19 protein-coding genes are annotated in these 20,471 nt (G+C 73.4%); 6 read left to right on the top strand and 13 right to left on the bottom strand.

Features of this window, described 5'->3' with window-relative positions:
• Positions 1 to 100 precede the first annotated feature (100 nt).
• Positions 101 to 793, top strand: coding sequence for a M24 family metallopeptidase (locus ACIO92_RS04675; protein ID WP_366444988.1), 693 nt, complete (start codon positions 101 to 103; stop codon positions 791 to 793).
• A gap of 76 nt (positions 794 to 869) precedes the next feature.
• Here ACIO92_RS04675 and ACIO92_RS04670 read toward each other — a convergent pair whose 3' ends face one another.
• The 11 genes from ACIO92_RS04670 to ACIO92_RS04620 are packed head-to-tail and all read right to left on the bottom strand — an operon-like array spanning position 870 to position 12,584.
• Positions 870 to 2,312 carry an amino acid permease gene (locus ACIO92_RS04670; RefSeq protein WP_366444989.1) on the bottom strand — a complete coding sequence of 481 codons (1,443 nt, stop codon included), beginning with the start codon at positions 2,310 to 2,312 and terminating at the stop codon, positions 870 to 872.
• Between the two features lie 51 nt (positions 2,313 to 2,363).
• Positions 2,364 to 4,136, bottom strand: coding sequence for an LVIVD repeat-containing protein (locus ACIO92_RS04665; protein WP_401242213.1), 1,773 nt, complete (start codon positions 4,134 to 4,136; stop codon positions 2,364 to 2,366).
• 41 nt (positions 4,137 to 4,177) lie between these two features.
• Complete coding sequence (kynU, locus tag ACIO92_RS04660; RefSeq protein ID WP_366444991.1) at positions 4,178 to 5,470, bottom strand: kynureninase; 1,293 nt, start codon at positions 5,468 to 5,470, stop codon at positions 4,178 to 4,180.
• Positions 5,467 to 6,669 (bottom strand): 4-hydroxy-2-oxovalerate aldolase, encoded by a 1,203-nt coding sequence (dmpG, locus tag ACIO92_RS04655; protein ID WP_402280804.1) that lies wholly within the window; start codon positions 6,667 to 6,669, stop codon positions 5,467 to 5,469. The genes kynU and dmpG overlap by 4 nt, the downstream gene beginning before the upstream one ends.
• On the bottom strand, positions 6,666 to 7,580 hold the full coding sequence (locus tag ACIO92_RS04650; RefSeq protein WP_401242207.1) for an acetaldehyde dehydrogenase (acetylating): 915 nt from the start codon (positions 7,578 to 7,580) through the stop codon (positions 6,666 to 6,668). The genes dmpG and ACIO92_RS04650 overlap by 4 nt, the downstream gene beginning before the upstream one ends.
• On the bottom strand, positions 7,577 to 8,599 hold the full coding sequence (locus ACIO92_RS04645; protein WP_366444993.1) for an amidohydrolase family protein: 1,023 nt from the start codon (positions 8,597 to 8,599) through the stop codon (positions 7,577 to 7,579). The genes ACIO92_RS04650 and ACIO92_RS04645 overlap by 4 nt, the downstream gene beginning before the upstream one ends.
• Entirely contained in the window at positions 8,596 to 9,168 is a 573-nt protein-coding gene (locus ACIO92_RS04640) for a 3-hydroxyanthranilate 3,4-dioxygenase (protein ID WP_366444994.1), read from the bottom strand. The genes ACIO92_RS04645 and ACIO92_RS04640 overlap by 4 nt, the downstream gene beginning before the upstream one ends.
• Positions 9,165 to 9,584: a RidA family protein gene (locus tag ACIO92_RS04635; protein WP_366444995.1), complete on the bottom strand. Its 420-nt coding sequence runs from the start codon at positions 9,582 to 9,584 to the stop codon at positions 9,165 to 9,167. The genes ACIO92_RS04640 and ACIO92_RS04635 overlap by 4 nt, the downstream gene beginning before the upstream one ends.
• Positions 9,581 to 10,342, bottom strand: coding sequence for a 2-keto-4-pentenoate hydratase (locus ACIO92_RS04630; protein ID WP_402280807.1), 762 nt, complete (start codon positions 10,340 to 10,342; stop codon positions 9,581 to 9,583). Before ACIO92_RS04630 ends, ACIO92_RS04635 begins: the two co-directional genes overlap by 4 nt.
• A complete protein-coding gene (locus tag ACIO92_RS04625) occupies positions 10,339 to 11,172 on the bottom strand; it encodes a fumarylacetoacetate hydrolase family protein (protein WP_366444997.1) in 834 nt (277 codons plus the stop codon). Before ACIO92_RS04625 ends, ACIO92_RS04630 begins: the two co-directional genes overlap by 4 nt.
• Complete coding sequence (locus ACIO92_RS04620; RefSeq protein ID WP_402058395.1) at positions 11,157 to 12,584, bottom strand: 2-hydroxymuconic semialdehyde dehydrogenase; 1,428 nt, start codon at positions 12,582 to 12,584, stop codon at positions 11,157 to 11,159. Before ACIO92_RS04620 ends, ACIO92_RS04625 begins: the two co-directional genes overlap by 16 nt.
• 230 nt (positions 12,585 to 12,814) lie before the next feature.
• Between ACIO92_RS04620 and ACIO92_RS04615 the strand changes: the two genes are divergently transcribed.
• Both ACIO92_RS04615 and ACIO92_RS04610 read left to right on the top strand, forming a co-directional pair.
• Positions 12,815 to 13,786 carry a LysR substrate-binding domain-containing protein gene (locus tag ACIO92_RS04615; RefSeq protein WP_366444998.1) on the top strand — a complete coding sequence of 324 codons (972 nt, stop codon included), beginning with the start codon at positions 12,815 to 12,817 and terminating at the stop codon, positions 13,784 to 13,786.
• A 187-nt stretch (positions 13,787 to 13,973) separates the two neighbouring features.
• Positions 13,974 to 14,405 carry a DUF4240 domain-containing protein gene (locus tag ACIO92_RS04610; RefSeq protein ID WP_366444999.1) on the top strand — a complete coding sequence of 144 codons (432 nt, stop codon included), beginning with the start codon at positions 13,974 to 13,976 and terminating at the stop codon, positions 14,403 to 14,405.
• Positions 14,406 to 14,466: 61 nt separating this feature from the next.
• On the opposite strand, the gene ACIO92_RS04605 is transcribed toward ACIO92_RS04610, so the two are convergent.
• Both ACIO92_RS04605 and ACIO92_RS04600 read right to left on the bottom strand, forming a co-directional pair.
• On the bottom strand, positions 14,467 to 15,486 hold the full coding sequence (locus ACIO92_RS04605) for a hemolysin family protein (RefSeq protein WP_366445000.1): 1,020 nt from the start codon (positions 15,484 to 15,486) through the stop codon (positions 14,467 to 14,469).
• On the bottom strand, positions 15,483 to 16,799 hold the full coding sequence (locus ACIO92_RS04600) for a hemolysin family protein (protein ID WP_366445001.1): 1,317 nt from the start codon (positions 16,797 to 16,799) through the stop codon (positions 15,483 to 15,485). Before ACIO92_RS04600 ends, ACIO92_RS04605 begins: the two co-directional genes overlap by 4 nt.
• 870 nt (positions 16,800 to 17,669) lie before the next feature.
• Here ACIO92_RS04600 and ACIO92_RS04595 point away from each other — a divergent pair.
• The 3 genes from ACIO92_RS04595 to ACIO92_RS04585 are packed head-to-tail and all read left to right on the top strand — an operon-like array spanning position 17,670 to position 20,365.
• The gene (locus ACIO92_RS04595; RefSeq protein WP_366445002.1) at positions 17,670 to 18,125 is read left to right on the top strand and encodes a TerB family tellurite resistance protein; all 456 of its coding nucleotides are present in this window, start codon (positions 17,670 to 17,672) and stop codon (positions 18,123 to 18,125) included.
• A gap of 34 nt (positions 18,126 to 18,159) precedes the next feature.
• A complete protein-coding gene (locus ACIO92_RS04590) occupies positions 18,160 to 18,423 on the top strand; it encodes a GlsB/YeaQ/YmgE family stress response membrane protein (protein ID WP_366445003.1) in 264 nt (87 codons plus the stop codon).
• Between the two features lie 46 nt (positions 18,424 to 18,469).
• A complete protein-coding gene (locus ACIO92_RS04585; RefSeq protein ID WP_401242196.1) occupies positions 18,470 to 20,365 on the top strand; it encodes a potassium transporter TrkA in 1,896 nt (631 codons plus the stop codon).
• Positions 20,366 to 20,471 lie beyond the last annotated feature (106 nt).

Genomic DNA, 20,471 nt, shown 5'->3' with positions numbered 1-20,471 from the left:
TCCAGGGCGACCCCGTCGCCCCGCGCCCCCGGGTGGTTCCCCGCGTGTGCCACCCTGATGATCGAATCACCGGCATAAGTGAGGACGGAGGGGGACGGACATGGCAGTCGTGGAGGACGGGCGCGCCACCGGTCTGATCGCCGCGCAGGAGAAGGCGGTCGCGCTGTTCGCCGAGGTGGAGGCGCGCGGTCTGGTCGTGCCGGGACGGGGCGAGCGGGAGGTGAGCGACGCGATCCGCGACCTGGCGAACGACATGTTCGGCACCACCAAGCACTGGCACAAGCGGATCGTCCGCTCGGGTCCCAACACCCTGCTGCCCTACCGGGACAACCCGCCGGACCGGACCATCGGCGAGGAGGACATCGCGTTCGCCGACTTCGGCCCGGTCTTCGAGGAGTACGAGGCCGACTTCGGCCGCACCTACGTCTTCGGCGGCGACCCCGACAAGCACCGGCTGGCCGCCGACCTGCCGCGCGTCTTCGACGCCGGACGGGCCTTCTTCCGGGCGCACGAGGACGTGACCGGCGCCGGGATGTACGCCGAGGTCGCCCGGCTGGCCGCCGACGCGGGCTGGGACATCGGCATCTGGCACGCCGGGCACCTCGTCGGGGAGTTCCCGCACGAGACGAACGACGGCGCCAAGGCGGAGTCGTACATCACTCCCGAGAACCACCACCCGCTGCGCCGCACCGACCGCACCGGCCGCCCGTGCCACTGGATCCTCGAACTGCACTTCGTCGACCGGGAGAAGCGCTTCGGCGGCTTCCACGAGCAGCTCCTCGACCTGGCCTGAGCGGGGACACCACGCGGACGCGTGCGGAAGGGGCCGGTCGCGCGCGACCGGCCCCTTCCCCTCTCCCGGCGGCCCGCTACGGGCGGCGCCGACGGGTCGTCAGGGCGTAGCAGACGAGGAGCGCGAGGGTGAAGGCGAGGCCGATGAGGGCCGCCTGGCGCATGTCGGGCACCTTCACCGCGGTGGCGGCGACCGCGAGGACCCCGACCGCCGCGACGACCGCGAGCTTGTCGCCGCCCCGGATGCTGAAGCCGGTGAACTCCTCCGGGTGCGCGTCGCGGTGGCGGCGGAAGGCCACGTACGAGGCGAGGATCAGCAGCCACACGAGCAGCACCGCGAAGATCGCGATCGACATCATGATGCCGAAGAGCCCGCTGACGTCGTAGAAGGCGAGCAGGGCCGCCGCCGCGATGCCGAGGGTGGACGCGCCGATCGCGACCGCCGGGACGCCCCGCTTGTTGAGCCGGGCCATCGGCGCCGGGGCGAGGCCGTCGTCCCCGAGCGAGTGGAGCAGCCGGGAGGCCCCGTACAGGTGCGCGTTGGCTGCGGACATGGCGGCGATCAGCACGACCATGTTGGTGAGGGTCGCCGCCGCGGGCACGCCGACCTCGGTGAAGACCCGGACGAACGGGCTGGCCTCGATGCTGCCGTCGCCGTCCGCCATCCGCCGCCACGGGATCAGGGCCAGGACCAGGGTGATGGAGAGCAGGTAGAAGAAGCTGAGGCGCCAGGCAAGTTGGCGCATGGCGGTGCGGATGGTGCGCTGCGGGTCGGCGGCCTCGGCGGACGCGATGGCGACGACCTCGAACCCGGCGTACGCGAACATCACCACGGACATGGCCAGCCAGATCGAGCCCGCCCCGTGCGGGAGGAAACCGCCGTCGTCGGTGAGGTGCGCGAAGCCGGTCGCCTCGGTGTCCGGCAGGCCGAAGAAGACGAGCAGGGCGGCGCAGAGGATGAAGGCGCACAGGGCCACCACCTTGACGGTGGAGAGCCAGAACTCGGTGGTGCCGAAGGACTTCACACTGATCACGTTGACCGCGAGGACGATCGCGGCGACCGCCAGGATGGCCAGCGACATCGGGACGTCCGGCCACCACCAGCGGATGTACAGCGCGGAGGCGACGACCTCGGTGCCGATGACGACGACGGCGCTGAACCAGTACAGCCACCGGCTGAGGAAACCGGCCCAGGAGCCGAGATAGCGGTGGGCGACCGCGCCGAACGAGCCCTGGACGGGGTGCGCGGCGGACATCTCGCCGAGCAGCACGGCGATGATGGCCACCAGGACCGCGCCGATCGCGTACGAGACGATCACGGCGGGTCCCGCGACGGACATCGCCGAGCCGGAGCCGAGGAAGAGGCCGGTGCCGAGCGCGGAGCCCAGACCGATCATGGTGGTCTGCCGGTGGGTGAGGGAACGGACGAGTCCCTCACCGGCGGCGGGCGCCGGTCTGGCGCCGTCGGTGGCCGGGGGTGCGGCCGGGGCGGGGGGTGCGGAGTCGCCGGGTGCGGCCATGGCGGTGGGGCCCTTCTGCGCGGGGGTCGGGGGAGTGCGGAGGGGGAAGGCTCAGAACTCGCTGGTGCGGAAAGGCTTTTCGGGCGCGCCGAGGCGGGGCTTGCCCAGGACCTTCGACGACAGGGCGTAGATGCCGTGGTTGGTCAGGGCCCAGGCGATGTTCCGGTCCCATTCCACGTAGACCCCGTGGGTCTGGTTGCCGTACGCGTACTCGGCGGTGTCCCGGCCGTACGCCTTCGGCACGAAGTACGCGGAGATCTTCGGGGCGGCCGGGTCCGAGACGTCGAAGAACTGCACGCCCGCGTTGTAGAAGCCGTAGCCGAGGAGTCCGGCGTCGTGCTTGCCGGGGTTGGTGTAGTAGCCGGTCCGCTTGGGGCCGAAGCTGCCGCGCCGCTGGCAGTAGTCGGTGAATCCGGCGGCCTTCGGCGGCACCGGGCGGGGCAGGACACCGACGACGCGCGGCTCGGCGGGGTTACGGGCGTCGATCTGGTAGACGTCCTTGTACGGCTCGTAGCAGTCCTCGGTGAGGGGATAGCCCGAGTAGTAGATCATCCCGGTCTTCTCGTACTGGGAGACGTCGATGTTGTCGCCCTCGGTGCCCGCGACCGACGCCGGGAGGTCGAGGTGGCTGACCGTCCGCATGTTCGCCGGGTCGGAGACGTCGAGGACCGTCAGGCCGTAGCCGCCCATCGCGGCGAAGGCGTAACGCCCGCCCTTCTCCACCGGCTTGGGCAGGAAGAGGGGCATCCGGGCCCCCATCCAGCTGGTGCGGTTGCCGCAGCGCGGGTTCTTCCGGTAGGCCGCGTCCTCGCCGGTGCGCTGGCCCGGCAGGTGCCAGGTGTCGAGGAGCTTGGGGTGCGCCGGGTCGGACATGTCCCAGGACTGGTAGCCGGCCGAATGCAGGTTGGTCGGGTACTCGGTCCCGGAGTACGTGTCGTCCGGAGCGGTGGCGAGGAACATGTACTTCTCGCCGGTCCAGTACGGCACGTCGATCGAGCCGGAGCCCTGCTGCGCCGACGCCGGGTCGCTGCGCAGCGGATCGGTCTGGGTGGAGTCCGTGGAGACGGTCGCGAGGAGCTTCCAGTCCTTCTTGCGCGGGCCGTCCAGGCGGTACACCTTGAAGCCCTTCAGGCCGGGCTTGGCCCGCAACTTCCTTACGCCGTCGGGGTTGTTGTACTTGTCGAGCGGCGGGTGGTCGGAGAGTTCGGAGATCTGCCGCTTGCTCTCGAAGCTCTGCACCATGACGTACGCGCCGAGCTTCCGGCTCCACTGGATGGTGGACGCGCCCCAGTAGTCGCCGGCCGCCCAGTCGCCGTTGGCCCGGTTCTCGTCGCCGTCGACGTCCTCGCGGCTCAGCTTCTCGACGACCTTCACCTTCTTCACGTCGGTGACGTCGTAGACCCGCCCCTCGGAGCGGTCGTACTGGAAGAGGTAGCGCCGACCGCCGAAGTCCACGACGTTCTGCCAGGTGTGGAAGTAGTCGGGGGTGAAGTCGGCGCCCTCGTAGGCCGCTTCGACCTTCATGTTCTTGATGTACGAGCGGGTGTCGTAGTCGGCGTTCCGGCCGGGGAACGGATGGTCGGACTCCTCGTCGACCGGGGTGACGGAGGGGTGCCGGAAGGTGCCGTCGAGCTGCATCCCGTACGCCCCGGGGTCGGCGGGCTCCGGGCGGCGGTCGGCGCACACGGCGCGGACGTCCGGGTCGGCGGCGGGCGCGGCGGCGGTCCGGTCGGCGGCGCCGGACGTCCCGGGGACGAGCAGGGTGGCCGTGGCGGCGGCCGCGACGACGGTGGCGAGTACCGCGTTTCTGCGGGTGGAGCGCATCGGACGGTCCTTTCGAAGGCGTACGCGGGAGGGTGCGGGGATCAGGTGACGGTCGGGCGCTGCTGGAACTCGGGGGTGCGATGGGCCCCCGAGACGGTGATGTCCCGCAGTTCCCCGACGGCGCGCAGGACGTCGGCGTGGCTGACGTACAGGGCGTTGAAGCCGAAGCGGAGCAGGTCGGGGGCGCGCATGTCGCCGATGACGCCCCGGGCGGTGAGGGCGGCGACCAGCGGGTACGCCTCCGGGTGGCGCAGGGCGACCTGGCTGCCCCGGTGCGCCGGGTCGCGGGGTGTCGCCGGGGTGAAGCCGAGGCCGTCGAGGAGGGTGTCGGCGCACTCCTGGAAGAAGCCGGTGAGGGAGAGGCTCTTCTCCCGCACCTCCGTCATCGCGACCCCGTCGAAGGCGGTGAGCGCGGCTTCCAGGGCGAGCAGGGAGAGCAGCGCGGGCGTGCCGATCCGGGCCCGGGTGACGTCCGCCGCCGGTGCGTAGGCGCCGGACATCGCGAAGGGCTCGGCGTGCCCGTGCCAGCCGGTCAGGGGGTGGTCGAAGGTCTCCTGGTGGCGCCGGGCGATGTACGCGAACGCGGGGGCGCCCGGCCCGCCGGAGAGGTACTTGTAGCCGCAGCCGACCGCGAAGTCGGCGCCGATCGCGTCGAGTTCGACGGGGAGGGCGCCCGCCGCGTGGCACAGGTCCCAGTGCATGAGGGCCCCGGCGTCGTGCGCGGCGGCGGTGAGCGCGGCCATGTCGTACAGCTCGCCGGTGCGGTAGTCGACCGGTGCGTACGCGGCGACGGCCACGTTCCCGGCCTCCTCGGCGAGGACCCCGGCGGCGTCCCGGGCGGGCACCCGGCGGACGTCGAGCCCGAGGAGCCGGCCCACCGAGTCGGCGATGTACTGGTCGGTGGGGAAGTGGTCCGGGTCGGTCAGCAGCAGACGGCGGCCGGGGCGCGTCCGGGCGGCGGCGAGCAGGGTGTTGAACAGCTGGACGCTGGTGGAGTCCCCGGCGACGACCTGCCCGGGGGCCGCGCCGATCAGCCGTCCGATCGCGTCGCCGGTGCGGACCGGGGCGTCCCACCAGCCGTTGGCGTTCCAGGAGCGGATCAGGTCGGTGCCCCACTGGCGGTGCACGGCGTCCTCGACGACCGGGGGGACGGCGGCGGGCAGCGCGCCCAGGGAGTTGCCGTCGAGGTAGACGACTCCCTCGGGGAGGAGGAAGCGGTCCCGGACGGCGGCGAGCGGGTCGGCGGCGTCCAGCGCGGCGGCGCGCGCGGCGAGCCCGTCCGCGCCGGGGGAGCCGGTCGCGGTGGGGTCGGTGGCGGTGGGGTCGGTCGTCATGCGGTGTCTCCGTGATCACGTGCGAGGGGCGTGCCGGACGCGGCGGGGATGGTGTGCGCGTCCGCATCGGCGGTGGCGGTGGCGGTGGCGGGCGGGGCGGAAGCGTCGGGCGCCGGGGGTGCGGCGGGTGCGGCGGGTGCTCCTGCGGCCGGGGCCTCTCCGGCCGCCGGGGCCGCGCCCGCCCCGGCGGGGTCCTGGGCCCGGGTCAGGTCCAGGGCGATGTCCGTGAGCAGGTCCTCCTGTCCGCCGATCAGCCGCCGTCGGCCCGCCTCGACGAGCAGGTCCCGGGTGGGGACGCCGTGGCGCGCGGCCGTCGCCTCCGCGTGCCGCAGGAAGCTGGAGTACACCCCGGCGTAGCCGAGCGTGAGGGTCTCCCGGTCGACCCGGACGGGCCGGTCCTGGGTGGGCCGGACGAGCTCCTCGGCCGCGTCCGTCAGCGGGAACAGGTCACAGCCGTGCTCCCAGCCGAGCAGGTCGAAGACCGCCACCACCGGTTCCAGGGGCGCGTTCCCCGCGCCCGCGCCCTGCCCGGCGAGGGAGGCGTCGACGCGCCGGGCGCCCGCCTCCACCGCCACGACGCTGTTGGCGACGCCCAGGCCCAGGTTGTGGTGGGCGTGGATGCCGATCTCGGTGGCCGGGTCGAGGACGTCCCGGTAGGCGCGGACCCGGTCCCGTACGCCGTCCATCGTCAGCCGTCCGCCGGAGTCGGTGACGTACACGCAGTGCGCGCCGTACGACTCCATCAGCTTCGCCTGCGCGGCCAGTTCGGCGGGCGGAGCGAGGTGGGACATCATCAGGAAGCCGGACACGTCCATGCCGAGTTCACGGGCGAGCGCGATGTGCTGGGCGGAGACGTCCGCCTCCGTGCAGTGGGTGGCCACCCGGACGGAGGTGACGCCGAGCGCGTGGGCGCGGCGCAGGTCGTGGGCGGTGCCGATGCCGGGGAGCAGCAGGGTGGTGAGCCGGGCCCGGTGGAGGACGTCCGCCGCCGCCTCCAGCCACTCCCAGTCGGTGTGGGCGCCGGGGCCGTAGGTGACGGAGGAGCCGGAGAGACCGTCGCCGTGGGCGACCTCGACGGCGTCGACGCCCGCCGCGTCGAGGGCGGCGGCGATCGCCCGCACCTGGTCGAGGGTGTAGCGGTGGGAGACGGCGTGCATCCCGTCCCGCAGGGTGACGTCCTGGACGTAGACCTGGGTCATCGGCCGGGGCTCCGTTCGGCCAGGCGCTCGGCGGTGCGCAGCGCGGCGGCGGTCATGATGTCGAGGTTCCCGGCGTAGGCGGGGAGGTAGTGGGCGGCGCCCTCCACCTCCAGGTAGACCGAGACGAGCAGCCGTCCCCCGCCGCCGAGCCGGACCAGCGGGTCGTCGGCGGCGAGCGCGCGGAACTGCGGCTCCTGCTTGAGCCGGTAGCCCGGTACGTACGCGGCGACCGAGGCGGCCATCGCGTGCACGGAGGCCGTGATCCGGTCGGTGTCGCAGTCGTCCACGAGGCAGTGGACGGTGTCCCGCATGAGCAGCGGGGGCTCCGCCGGGTTGAGGACGATGATCGCCTTGCCCCGGGCCGCGCCGCCGACCTGCTCCAGGGCGCGGGAGGTGGTCTCGGTGAACTCGTCGATGTTGGCCCGGGTGCCGGGTCCGGCCGAGCGGGAGGCGATCGAGGCGACGATCTCCGCGTAGTGCACCGGGGTGACGGCGGCGACGGCGGCGACGACCGGCACGGTGGCCTGCCCGCCGCAGGTCACCATGTTGACGTTGGTCGCGCCGAGGTGCTGGTCGAGGTTGACGGGCGGCACGACGTACGGGCCGATGGCCGCCGGGGTGAGGTCGACCAGGGTCTTCCCGTAGGGCGCGAGCGCGGCGGCGTTGCGGTGGTGGGCGGCGGCGGAGGTGGCGTCGAAGACGACGTCGATCTCGTCGAAGCCGTCCATCCCGATCAGCCCGGCGACGCCGTCTGAGCTGGTCGGCACGCCGAGCCTGCGGGCCCGCGCGAGCCCGTCGGAGCCGGGGTCGATACCGATCATCGCGGCGGCGGTGACGTTCCCCGAACCACGGATGATCTTGATGAGGAGATCGGTGCCTATGTTGCCCGATCCGATGACTGCGGCCTTCACCGTACGGCCTCCTCTGTCAGCGGGGTCAGTCCGAAGAAGCGGACGGCGTTCTCGCCGAGGACGGCCGCCCGCTCCTCCGGCGTGAGGTCGCTCTCGCGCACCAGGGCGCCGATGGACTCCTCGCCGAGCGGGAACGGGTGGTCCGAGCCGAGCAGCACCCGCTCCGCGCCCATCACGTCCACCAGGAGCCGCAGCGCCCCCGGGTCGAACACGGCCGAGTCCACCGCGAAGCGGTCGGTGTAGTACGACGGCGGGTGCGGGCTGTCGGCGCGCACGATGTCCCGCCGGTGCCAGGCGTTCTCGGCCCGGCCGAGCAGGTACGGGAAGCTGCCGCCGCCGTGCGCGAACAGCAGCCGCAGCGAGGCGGGGAGCCGCTCGAAGGCGCCGGAGAGGATCAGCGACAGGATCGTCAGATGGGTCTCGCCCGCCATCCCCGCGAGCCAGGCCAGCATGTACCGGGAGTGGCGCGGCCCGGACGGCAGGTCCCAGGGGTGGACCAGGACGGCCGCGTCCTCCTGCGCGCAGTGCGCGAGGAATTCGAGGAGGGCGCCGTCGTCGAGGTCCCGGTCGCCCAGGTGGTTGCCGATGTGGACGCCGTGGAAGCCCTGCCGCATCGCCTCGCTGACGGCCTCGCAGGCGGCCTCGGTGTCCTGGAGCGGCACCTGGCACAGGGGGGCCAGCCGGTCCGGCGCGTGCTCCGCGTACCGCAGCAGGTGCGCGTTGACGGTCCGGCACCAGTCGGCGGCCCGCGCCGCCTCCAGGCCGTAGCCGAAGAGCAGCGGGGTGCTGGACAGGACCTGTACGTCCACACCGAGCCGGTCCAGGTCGGCGACCCGGGTCTCCGGGTCCCACAGGGTCCGCCGCACCGGCCTGTACTCGGCCGCGCCGGCCATCATCATCCCGGCGTCCGGGCCGTCCGTGGTGCGCAGCCAGGGGCCGTCGTCGGAGCCGGTGATCCGGCGCGACTCGGCCCGGCCGATCGCCGGGAAGACGTGCGCGTGGATGTCGACGACGGTCATGCCCCGGCCGCCTCGTCGCGCCGGGTGCGCGGGCGCAGTTCCTCGGGCCAGTCCTTGCCCGGGTGGAGGGCGCCGCAGTTCCCGCAGGTGCGGGCGGACTCGTCGGCGTAGAAGGCGCTGAAGACCGGCGGCAGGTCGTCGACGATCGAGGTGAGCTGGACCTCGCTGCGGTGCACCAGGTGGTGGCACTCCACGCAGTACCACTCGAAGGCGTCGCGGTGGCCCTGCGGCCGGGCGAACTCGACGACCAGACCGATGCTGTCCTCCTCCGGCCGCTGCGGGGAGTGCCGCAGGTGCGCCGGGGCGAGGAAGACATCGCCCTCCCGGATGTGGATGTCGCGCGGCGGACGGCCCTCCTCCTCCATGACGCGGAGCACCATGTCGCCCTTGAGCTGGTAGAAGAACTCCTCGATGGGGTCGTCGTGGAAGTCGGTGCGGCGGTTGGGGCCGCCGACGACCGTCACCATCAGGTCGGCGTCCTGCCAGATCTGCACATTGCCGACCGGCGGCTTCAGCAGATGGCGGTGCTCCTCGATCCACGCCTGGAGGTTGAAGGGGCTCATGGTCATCGGTGCTGTTCCTCGTTCTGCGGGAGATGGGCCACCGCGCTGATCTCGATCAGCAGGTGGGGGTGGGGCAGTTGGTGCACGGCGACGGTGGTCCTGGACGGCCCGGTCTCGTCGAAGTACTCGGCGTAGACCTCGTTGTAGCCGCCGAAGTCGTTCATGCCGACCAGGTAGGCCGTCACCGACACCAGGTCGTCGAGGCCGCCGCCGACCGCGCCGAGCAGGCCCGCGATGTTGTCGAGCACGGCCCGGGTCTGGACCCGGATGTCGAGGTCGGTCACGCCCATCGGGTCGGCGCTCGCGCCCGCGAAGGTCCCGTCGGGGCGGCGCGAGCTGGTGCCCGAGACGAAGACCAGGTCGCCCGCGCGCCGCAGGTGCGGGAACCGGCCGCGCGGCGGGGCCGCGCCGGGGACGATCACGAGACCTCCCCGGTGGTGAACCGGACCGCGCCGAGGCGCCCGACCACGGCCCGTACGTGCGTGCCGGGCGGCAGCGGTACGGCGGCGGTCGCCGCCCCGGCGAGGACGACCGTCCCCGGGGCGAGCGGTCCGGCGAGGCGGGCCGCCGCCGCGAGGGCGCGCAGCGGGTCGCCGAGGATCGCGGCGGTGGAGCCGGTCTCGGCCGGGCGGCCGTCCAGTTCGAGGACCACGCCCAGGTTCGCCAGGGCCCGCAGCCCGCCCAGCTCGGCCGGCGCGGTCCAGGGGCCCACCGCGTACCCGGCGGCGGAGGTGTTGTCCGCGATCACCTCGGGCAGCGAGAAGCGGAAGCCGTCGTAGCGGGAGTCGATGACCTCCAGGGCCGGGGCCACGCCCGCGACCGCCGCCGCCGGGTCGCCGCCCGGGACCAGGACCGAGCCGAGGAGGAAGGCCACCTCGGGCTCCACCCGGGGGTGGATCAGCCCCGCGACGTCGTACCGTCCCCCGTCCGGGATCTCCATCCGGTCCGTCAGCCGCCCGTGGATCAGGTCGGAGACGCCCATCTGCCGCATCTTGGCGACGCTGGTGAAGCCCAGCTTCACCCCGGTGAGCCGCTCGCCCCTGGCGAGCCGCCGCGCCACCAGCGCCTCCTGCGCCGCGTACGCCCCGGCGGTGTCCGTGAGACCGCTGCCGCCCCCGGGCAGCGGACGCGCCTCCCGCGCCGCCGTGTCGAGGGCCTCGGCCAGTGCCGTCGGGTTCATCGGGCTTCTCCTTCCGTCCCGGCGCGCCCGAAGGCCGCGCGCACCGAACCGAGTCCGTCGATCCGGGCCTCCAGCACGTCACCCGGCGCCACGGCCGTCATCGGCCCCAGCGCACCGGTCAGCACGGTGTCCCCGGCCCGCAGCGGCCTGCCGAGCCGGACGAGGGTGTCGGCCAGCCAGACGGCGGCGTGCAGCGGGTTGCCCAGACAGGCGACGCCCGCGCCGGTCGAGACGGGCTCGCCCCGCCGTTCGATGACCATCCCGGCGGTCCGCAGGTCGAGTTCCCGCAGGAGCACCGGGCGGGTGCCGAGCACGTACGCGCCGCTGGAGGCGTTGTCGGCGACCGTGTCCACGGCCGTGATGTCCCAGTCGCGGATCCGGCTGCCGACCACCTCGACGGCGGGCAGCGCGAAGGCGGTCGCCCGGATCACCTCGGCCACCGTGTGCCGTTCGTGCCGCAGGTCGTGCTCCAGGACGAGCGCCACCTCGGCCTCGGCCTTCGGCTGGAGCACCGCGCCCCAGGGCAGCTCCGCACCGTCGGGCACGGCCGTGTCGTCGAACAGGGCGCCGAAGTCCGGTGTGTCCACGCCCAGTTGCCGCTGCACGGCGGCCGAGGTCAGCCCGACCTTCCAGCCGGTGATCCGGCGGCCCTCGGCCAGACGGCGTTCGGTCAGGAGGGACTGCACGGCATAGGCCGTGTCCAGGTCGCCGGGCGGCAGCAGGTCCCGTACCGGATCGCACGGCACACCGGTCCGGCGCGCCAGGTCGAGGCGCTCGGCGGCGGCCGTGACCGCCGGGTTCTCGCGGGTCGTCGTCACAGCTTCACGCACACGTTCATGGGCTCGGAGAAGAAGTCCAGGGAGTGGTCGCCGCCCTCGCGCCCGATGCCGGACGCCTTCACCCCGCCGAACGGGGTGCGCAGGTCGCGCAGGTTCCAGGTGTTGACCCAGGCGATGCCGACCTCCAGGGCCGGGGCGACCCGGTGGGCGCGCCGCAGGTCGCCGGTCCACACCGTGGCGGCGAGCCCGTACGGGCCCGCGTTCGCCAGGGCGAGCGCCTCCTCCTCGGTGTCGAACGGCGCCAGGTGCACGACCGGGCCGAAGATCTCGTCCCGTACCGCCGGGTGGTCCTCCGGCAGCCCGGCGAGCACGGTCGGTTCCACCCAGAAGCCGCCGTCCCGGCCGTCCCCGAAGCGCGGCACCCCGCCACCGGCCAGGACCTCGCCGTCGGCGGCGGCCCGCGCCACATGGCCCAGGACCTTGTCGCGGTGGGCGGCCGAGATCATCGGGCCGTAGCCGGTCAGCTCCTTCGCCCCGGCCGCGAGCTTCGCCGCGAACTCCTCGAAGACCGGGCGCTCCACGTACACCCGCTCGGTGCACAGGCAGACCTGGCCGCTGTGGGTGAAGGACGACCGGAGCGTGCCCGCCACCGCCTCGTCCAGGTCCGCGTCCGCGAAGACGAGACCGGCGTTCTTGCCGCCCAGTTCGAAGGAGACCGGCGCCAGCCGGGCCGCCGCCGCCCGCATGATCGCCGTACCGGTGCGGGACTCGCCGGTGAAGGCGACCGCGTCCACCCCCGGGTGCTCGGTCAGCCACTGGCCGGTCGCGTCCGCGCCCCGGCCGTGCACCAGGTTGAAGACGCCCGCAGGGACCTCCGCCTCGGCCATCACCTCCGCGAGCAGACAGGCCGTGCCGGGGGTCAGCTCGGACGGCTTGGCGACGATCGTGTTGCCCGTGGCGAGGGCGGGCGCGACCTTCCAGGTGAGGAGCAGCAGCGGCAGGTTCCACGGCGAGATCACCGCGACCACCCCGAGCGGCTTGCGCACCGTGTAGTTCAGCGCGCCCCGCCCGTCCGGGGTCGGCGTGTGCCAGGACCGCTCGCCGCGCCCCGCGAGGAGGTCCGCGTACGCGCGGAAGTTGGCGACCGCGCGCGGCACGTCCACCGTCGAGGCCAGCTCGTACGGCTTGCCGGTGTCGGCGCACTCGGCGGCCGTGAACTCCCCGGAGCGCCGCTCGATGCCGTCCGCGATCCGGTGCAGGAGCCGCGACCGGTCCGCCGGGCTCCACGCGGCCCACGGCCCGCGCAGCGCCGCGCGGGCCGCGTCCACCGCCCGGTCGACCAGCTCCCGGGACGCCTCCGGCACCTCGCCGACGGCGTTCCCGGTGACCGGGTCGACGAGCGGGAACGGCACGCCGGACGTGTCGAACCCGCCTCCTACGTAATGCCGGACGGGTGAACTCACCTTGGGGACCTCCGTTGCTGGGCCGGGGACTGTCCGAAACTCGACCCCGGGGCGTGCCGGTATAGTGCGCCCACCCACCTATGCCGATCCAATGCCTTTCGACGCGGGAGGTATAGCGATCCCGGTATGCCGTGGTGGCGCGCTCCCCGGAGGCGTCCCGCCGACGGGCCCGCCGCCCCGGCACGACACCCCTCGTGAGCACCCCTCCTCCCCGGAAGGAACCCGTGGCGATGGACCTCCTGGACGGCCGGCTGAAGTTCCGGCACCTGACCCTGCTCATCGCGGTCTACGAACACGGCAGCGTCGTCCGCGCGGCCGAAACCCTCCACCTGACCCAGCCCGCCGCCACCCGCACCCTGCGCGAACTGGAGACCGTCGCCGACCTCCCGCTCTTCGTCCGCGTCCCGCGCGGGATGCGGCCCACCGTCTACGGCGAGGCGCTCGTCGGCCACGCCCGCGCGGTCGTCGCCGAGGTCCGGCGGGCCGAGGAACACCTCACCGGACTGCGCCAGGGGCAGGACGGCACGGTCACCGTCGGCACCCTGCTCGCCGGGGCCAACGTGCTGCTGCCACGGGCGGTCGCCCGGCTCAAGAGGGAACGCCCCCGGCTCACCGTCGTCGTCCGCGAGGGCACCCCGGACGTCCTCCACCCCGCGCTGCTCGGCGGCGAACTCGACGTCATCGTCGGCCGGGTGGGCGCCGCACCCGGCGAGGGCGAGCGGGTGCGGCACCGGATGCTCTACCGCGAACCCATCCGGCTCGCGGTCCGCGCGGGCCACCCCCTCCTGGCCGGACCCGGGACCGCGCTCACCGACGCGCTCGGCTACCCGTGGATCCTGCCGGTCGAGCAGACCGCGCTCCGCCAGGAGATCGGCGCCCTCTTCGTCGACCGGGGGCTCTCGCTCCCCGCCGACCGGGTCGAGTGCACCTCCATCCTGACCATGCGGGCCCTGCTCCTCCAGACCGACATGGTGGCGCTGCTGCCCGAACTGGTCCTCCGCGACGACGAACACCTCGCCCCCCTCCCCGTCGAACTGCCCTCCGTGGGCCGCACCGTCGGCATCACCGAGGCGGCCCACCGCACCCGCACCCCCGCCCTCGAAGCGCTCCTGCGCCATCTGGAGGAGGAGGCGTCCCTGCTCCGCGAGACCCTGGGCGGCGGGACGCACCCGCCGGAGGGCGGGGGAGCGCCCCACCGGTAGGGAGGGCGGGCGCACCGCCCGGAGGCCGGGGAGCACCGGACGGGGGAGCACACCGGACGGAGAGCGCACCGGACGGAGAGCGGCCGGACCGAGAGGGGTCGGACCGAGAGGGGTCGGGGCCGGGGCGGTGCGCGGCCGACGGCCGGACCCGGCCCCGCTGTCAGACCCCCGCGCCATGCTCTGTGCCATGGACGAGAACGCCTTCTGGCAGCTCATCGAAGCGTGCCGACCCGCCGCCCCCGACCCCGAGGGCGACGGACTCGCCGCCGCCCTGACGGCCCGGCTGGCCCGGGGGCCGGTGTCCGAGGTGGCCGGTTTCGCCGAACGGCTCTCCCTGGCCCTGTACCGGCTGGACCGCAGGGAGTACGGCGAGGACCTGTCGGGCGACCAGTTCCTCTACACCCGTGCGGCGGTCGTCGCGGCGGGGCGCGAGGAGTACGAGAGCGTCCTGCGGGACCCGGAGCGGTTCGTTCCGTACGCCGAGGCCCTCGTCTGGGCCGAGGCCCTGCTCTCCGTGCCGGACGAGGCGTACGAGCGGCTCACCGGCCAGGAATGGGACCGCGCCACCCGCTACAGCTACGAGTCGTACTCCAACCGGGACGGCTGGGCCGCGCCGTAGGCCGCGCCCGACAGCGGGGCACGGGCGTCACGTGGACGCCGTGCCCCCGGGCCGCCGGACGTCAGACCGGCTGCGGCCCCATCAGCCGGACCAGCAGGTCGTCCAGACTGACCAGGCCCGCGAGCCCGCCGTCCGCGTCCCGCACCAGGGCGAGGGAGGCGCGGCGCTGCCGGAGCTGCTCGACCGCCTCCGACACGGTCGTGTCCGAGGCGAGTTCGGGCACCGGCCGGACCAGGTCGCGGGCCTCGGCCCGGCGCCCCCGGGCGGCGGCCACCAGGACGTCACGGGCGTGGACCGAGCCGAGGAGGCTCTCCCCGTCCCGTACGAGCAGCCGGGAGAAGCCGGTGTCCGCGGCGCACGCCAGGACCGTGTCCAGATCCGCGTCGGCGGGCACGGCGACGATCTCGTCGGCCGGGATGCGGAGCGCGGAGACCGGGGTCTGCGGCTCGGTGAGGGAACGGGTGATGAGCTGGGAGTCCGTCTTGTTGATCAGCCCCAGACGCTCGGACTCCTCCACCAGATGGGTGAGCTGCTCCCGGTTGTGGACGGCGGTCAGCTCGTCGCGGGGCTGCACGCGGCAGAGCCGTACGAGCGCGTTGCTCACCGAGTTGAGCAGCCAGAGCAGCGGGCGCACGGCGTTCACCACGGCCCGGAAGGCCGGGGTGAGGAGCATCGCGGAGCGCTCGGGGTGGGCGATGGCCCAGGACTTGGGGGCCATCTCGCCGACGACCATGTGGAGGAAGACCACGACGGTCATGGCGACGGCGAAGGAGACCCCGTAGCTGAGGGCCGTCGGCAGGCCGAGCTTCACCAGGAGCGGGTCCAGCTCGTGGGAGATCGCGGGCTTGGACAGGGAGCCGAGCCCGAGGGTGCAGATGGTGATGCCGAGCTGGGCGCCCGCGAGCATCAGGGACAGCTCGCGCATCCCGGCGAGGGCCGCCTTGGCGCCGCGCCTGCCCTCCGCCACGGCCTTCTCGACGCGGTGCCGCTTGGCGGCGACCAGCGCGAACTCGGCGGCGACGAAGAAGCCGCTGCCGATGAGCAGCAGGACGGTGACGAAGAGAGCCATGGGGAAGCTCATGCCGGGGTCTCCTCGGCGGTGGGGGCGAGGCGTTCGACGCGGACGCGCTCGGGGACGTGGCGGTCGAGGCTGAGCACTTCGATGCGGACGCCGTCGACGGTCAGCCGGTCCCCGATCGTCGGGAAGCGGCCGAGACGGTCGATGACCAGTCCGGCCACGGTGTCGTAGTCGTCCTCCTCGGGCAGGACGATGCCGGTGGCCTCCTCGACCTCGTCCAGACGGCGCCCGGCGTCCACGCGCCAGCCGTCCCCGTCCGGCACGGCGAGGGCGACGACGGTGTCGCTCTCGTCGGCGATGTCCCCGACCAGTTCCTCGGCGATGTCCTCGTAGGTGACGACCCCGGCGATGCCGCCGTGCTCGTCCAGGACGACGGCGAACTCGTCGTCGCGCTCCCGCATCTGCGCCACCGCGCGGGGCAGCGGCAGCGTGTCCGGCAGCAGCAGCGGCGGGCGGCAGGACGCACCGGCGGTCAGCCCGCCGAACCGGCCGACGGGCACCCGGACCAGGTCGCGGACGCCGAGGACCCCCACGACGTCGTCGGGGTGGTCGCCGAGGACCGGGTAGTTCGAGTGGCCGTGCTCCGCGATCAGGCCGACGGCGTCGGTGAGAGTGGCGTCCTCGCGCACGAAGACGGCGTCGGCGCGCGGCACCATGACCTCGGCCATGGTCCGCTCCGAGAACTCCAGGGCGTGGTCGAGCAGCTCGGCGGTGTCGGGCGGCAGTTCGCCCCGCTCGTGGGACTCGCCGATCAGATGGCTGAGCTCCTCCAGGGTGGCGCCGTGGTGCAGTTCCTCGACCGGCTCGATGCCGATCCTGCGCAGCAGCCTGTTCGCGGCGCCGTCGAAGACGTGGACGACCGGCCCGACGACCTTCAGGTAGAGGAGGGTGGAGGAGGCCAGCGACTTGGCCAGCCGCTCGGGCACCGCGAGCGCCAGGTTCTTCGGCGCCAGCTCGCCGAGGACCATCTGGAGGACGGTCGCGAAGACGAAGGCGAGGACGACGGAGATCGCGGAGACGGCGCCGTCCGGGAGGCCCGCCCCCTCCAGCACGGGCTTCAGGATCGCCGAGACGGACGGCTCGGCCAGGAAGCCGACGACCAGTCCCGTGACGGTGATGCCGAGCTGGGCGCCGGAGAGCATGAACGAGAGCCGCCCGAGGACCGTGAGCGCGCGGGCCGCCCGCTTGTCGCCCGCCTCCGCCTCCCGGGCGAGCGCGAGGCGGTCGGCGGCCACGTAGGCGAATTCCTGGGCGACGAAGTAGCCGGTTCCCGCGGTCAGTACGAGAACGGCCAGGAGGCCGAGAGCGGCGTTCATCGGCTGCCGCACCTCATCACGCGGGGGCGGGTCGGACTGGCGGACAAGAAGGGGCTCCTTCGGGGGGTGGTACGGGGTACGGGGTGCCGGTGGGCGCACGCGGGGGCGCGCCGGACGCCGGGGTGAGCGCGGCCCGTGCGGGGGAGCGGACGCGGGCGGCCCCGGCCGGACCGTGCTCCAGGGCCGGATCCCGGCCTCGGGCCGGATCGTGTTCCCGGGCCGGATCCTGGTCCTCGGCCGGAACTCGGTCCTCGGCCGGCACTCGGCCGACGGCCGGAACCCGGTCCTCGGCCGGATCGTGCTTCCGGGCCGGATCGGCGTCGTCCTCGGCCGTGTCCGCTGTGCCGCTCGGCGCCCGTGCCGGGTCGTGCGTCGGCCGTCGTGCCGCGCTCGCCCTCCGGTGCGGAGGGGCCGGGGCAGGGGGCGGCACGGCTGGTACTCGGAGGCTCACCCATGTGCGGGTCGCTCACTCCTCGGTCGTCCTCGGGCGGAATCGGCGGCCGGACGGGCACGCGGATTTCTACATCACTGTAAAGGAAAGGTGATCGGACATCGAGAGGCGCCCGGCCTTCCTCCGTGCGGCCAGGTCCCGGCCGGGACCGGGCGGGACCTGGGTCGGAACCTGGGCCGGGACCCGGATCGGCCAAGGACCGGCCCGGCCCCGACCCGGTCCGGCCCCGACCCGTCCGGTCCCGGACCGCGCCCGCTCCCGCTCCCGCGCCCGCTCCCGCGCCCGGTCCCGGCGCCGGAACCGCCGTCGTGGAGCCGTACGGGAACGATCACCCGCCCCACGACGTTCTACAATCCTGTAGAAGATCTGGTGGTCCGGTGCCGCCCCGGCAGCGGACCACCCCGACGTCTGGAGTGTTCATGGCCCTGTGGGACCGCGTCAGGGAATCCGCATCGACGATGCAGACCCAGCTGACGGCGAAGAAGAACGATCTGAAGTCCGGTGCCTTCCGGGACGCCTCGATGGCCATGTGCGCGCTGGTCGCCGCCGCCGACGGCACCGTCGACCCGGCCGAGCGCCGCCGGGTCGCCCAGCTCATCGCGGCCAACGAGGTCCTGCGGAACTTCGACGCGGCCGACCTCCAGCGCCGCTTCGACGCCCACCTCGACACGCTCGCCGCCGACTTCGACTTCGGCCGGGTCGGCGTCCTCCAGGAGATCGCCAAGGCGAAGAAGAAGCCCGCCGAGGCCCGCGCCGTCATCCAGATCGGCATCGTCATCGGCGGCGCCGACGGCGACTTCGACAAGACCGAACAAGCCGCCGTCCGCGAAGCCTGCTACACCCTCGACCTCCCCCCGCACGAATTCGACCTCTGAGGCCCACCCCGCTCACGGAAAGGGAAGCAACGGCATGGAGATCTCCGGCATCATCGGTGCGATCGTGATCGGCGTCGTCATAGGAACCCTGGGGCGGCTGGTCCTCCCGGGACGGCAGCGGATCGGCGTGCTGTGGACGATCGCGGTCGGCATCGCCGCCGCCCTCGTCGGCACCGCCGTCGCCGCCGCCCTCGGCGTGGCCGACACCAAGGGCGTCGACTGGATCGAATGGCTGATCCAGATCGCCCTGGCCGCGGCGGGCGTCGCCGCGCTCGAACGCCTCAGGGCCCGCGCCTGACCGACGGGCGCACTACGGGACGACACGGACGACGGGGGAGTCTTCGGTGAAGCACGGCAGGTTACGGACCCGGTTCCGGTACTGGTTCGACGGAACGATGGACCGGGGCACACCGGCCCTGATCAGCTGGCTGGCACTGGCCTCGGTGCTGCTCATCGTGGCCGCCTCCACCCTGGTCGTCGTCTTCACCGACACCGACGCCGAGGACAACGGCGGCTGGTCCGGGGTGGCCTGGATGAGCCTGCTGCGCACCCTCGACCCCGGCACCATGGGCGGGGACACCGGAGGCCCGGTGTTCCTCGGCCTGATGCTGGCGGTGACGATCGGCGGCATCTTCATCGTCAGCGCCCTCATCGGTGTCCTCACCACCGGCCTGAACCAGAAGATCCAGGAACTGCGCAAGGGCCGCTCGCGGCTGATGGAACGCGGCCACACCATCGTCCTCGGCTGGTCGGACCAGGTCTTCACGGTGATCGCCGAACTCGTCGAGGCCAACCAGAGCGAACGCCGCTCCTGCGTCGTCGTCCTCGCCGACCGCGACAAGGTCACCATGGAGGACGCGATCCGCACCCGCATCCCCGACATGGGCCGCACCCGGGTCATCTGCCGTTCCGGCAACCCCCTGATACGGGCGGACCTGGAACTGGTCAGCCCCGACACGGCGAAATCGGTCATGGTGCTGCCCCCGGTCGGCGACGACCGGGACGTGGACGTCATCAAGGTCCTGCTGCTCCTCAACAGCCGCGCCTGGCAGGGCCCCCGGCCCCACGTCGTGGCCGCCGTGCACGATTCGGACAACCTCGCCGCCGCCCGCCTCGCCGCCGGGGACGGCGCCCTGGTGATCGACGCCGAGGACATCGCCGTACGCCTGATGGCACAGGCCCACCGGCAGACCGGCCTCTCCGGCGTCTTCGACGAACTGCTCAGCTTCGTCGGCAACGAGTTCTACCTGCGCGAGGAACCCGCCCTCGTGGGCACCACCTACGGGGCGGCCCTCCACGCCTTCGAGACCGGGGCACCGGCCGGGCTGCGCGGGAACGACGGCCGGGTCCTGGTCAACCCCGCCATGGACACGGTCATCGAACCCGGCGACCAGCTCCTCGTGATCGCCGAGGACGACCTGCTCATCAAGGCGGCCAGGACCCCGCCCCGGATCGTCGAAGCGGCCATCACCTCCGCGCCCGCCCGAGCGCCCCGGCTCGACCGCACCCTGCTCATCGGCGAGAACTCCCGCACCACCAAGCTCGTCACCCTGCTCGACAGCTTCGTACAGCCCGGCTCGACCCTCGACATCGCGGCGCCCCGGAGGCCGGACGCCGCCCTGGCCCAGCCCGTCGCCCACCTCACCGTCGGGTTCAAGCACTGCGAGCCGACCCGCAGGGCGTCCCTCGAAGCCCTCGACCTCGGCGGCTACCAGCACATCGTGGTGCTCTCCGACGACACCTTCGCCCCCGGGCCCGCCGACGACCGGACCCTGGTGACCCTGCTCCACCTGCGGGACATCGAGGAACGCCTCGGCGACCCCTACTCGATCGTCACCGAGATGAACGACGACGCCAACCGCGAGGTCGCCCAGGTCACCAAGGCCGACGACTTCATCGTCAGCACCAAGGTCATCAGCCTGCTGCTCACCCAGCTCACCGAGAACCGCGACCTGTACGAGGTGTTCACCGACCTCTTCAACCCGGAGGGCTCCGAGATCTACCTCAAGCCCGCCGCCCACTACGTCGTCCCCGGCGCAGGGGCCACCTTCGCCACCGTCGTCGAAGCCGCCCGGCGCGTGGGCGAGACGGCGATCGGCTACCGGCTCGCCCGGCACGGCGAGAGACCGCCCGGCTACGGCATCTTCCTCAACCCGCCGAAGGACACCCCCCTGACCCTCGGCCCCCGGGACGCGGTCGTCGTCCTCGCCGAGGGCGAGGGGCGCGGCCCACGGAGCTGACCGGCGGGAACCTCGCCCCCGGGCCCCCGGCCGTCCCTTCCGGGCCGGACGCGGCCCTGACCGGCGGGACTCCGCGGGAGACGACCTAGACTGGGACCCCTTCGGG

Origin of the sequence: Streptomyces sp. NPDC087215 (assembly GCF_044744885.1) — a bacterium.
Classification (GTDB): domain Bacteria; phylum Actinomycetota; class Actinomycetes; order Streptomycetales; family Streptomycetaceae; genus Streptomyces.
Note: the sequence above shows the minus strand (reverse complement) of the source record. Positions and strands in the feature narration are given on the sequence as shown.

Bases quoted from the DNA above. Each gene is read 5' to 3' on its own strand.
- ACIO92_RS04675 (WP_366444988.1), top strand. From the start codon at position 101: ATGGCAGTCGTGGAGGACGGGCGCGCCACCGGTCTGATCGCCGCGCAG.
- ACIO92_RS04670 (WP_366444989.1), bottom strand. From the start codon at position 2,312: ATGGCCGCACCCGGCGACTCCGCACCCCCCGCCCCGGCCGCACCCCCG.
- ACIO92_RS04665 (WP_401242213.1), bottom strand. From the start codon at position 4,136: ATGCGCTCCACCCGCAGAAACGCGGTACTCGCCACCGTCGTCGCGGCC.
- kynU (WP_366444991.1), bottom strand. From the start codon at position 5,470: ATGACGACCGACCCCACCGCCACCGACCCCACCGCGACCGGCTCCCCC.
- dmpG (WP_402280804.1), bottom strand. From the start codon at position 6,669: ATGACCCAGGTCTACGTCCAGGACGTCACCCTGCGGGACGGGATGCAC.
- ACIO92_RS04645 (WP_366444993.1), bottom strand. From the start codon at position 8,599: ATGACCGTCGTCGACATCCACGCGCACGTCTTCCCGGCGATCGGCCGG.
- ACIO92_RS04640 (WP_366444994.1), bottom strand. From the start codon at position 9,168: ATGACCATGAGCCCCTTCAACCTCCAGGCGTGGATCGAGGAGCACCGC.
- ACIO92_RS04630 (WP_402280807.1), bottom strand. From the start codon at position 10,342: ATGAACCCGACGGCACTGGCCGAGGCCCTCGACACGGCGGCGCGGGAG.
- ACIO92_RS04615 (WP_366444998.1), top strand. From the start codon at position 12,815: ATGGACCTCCTGGACGGCCGGCTGAAGTTCCGGCACCTGACCCTGCTC.
- ACIO92_RS04610 (WP_366444999.1), top strand. From the start codon at position 13,974: ATGGACGAGAACGCCTTCTGGCAGCTCATCGAAGCGTGCCGACCCGCC.
- ACIO92_RS04605 (WP_366445000.1), bottom strand. From the start codon at position 15,486: ATGAGCTTCCCCATGGCTCTCTTCGTCACCGTCCTGCTGCTCATCGGC.
- ACIO92_RS04600 (WP_366445001.1), bottom strand. From the start codon at position 16,799: ATGAACGCCGCTCTCGGCCTCCTGGCCGTTCTCGTACTGACCGCGGGA.
- ACIO92_RS04595 (WP_366445002.1), top strand. From the start codon at position 17,670: ATGGCCCTGTGGGACCGCGTCAGGGAATCCGCATCGACGATGCAGACC.
- ACIO92_RS04590 (WP_366445003.1), top strand. From the start codon at position 18,160: ATGGAGATCTCCGGCATCATCGGTGCGATCGTGATCGGCGTCGTCATA.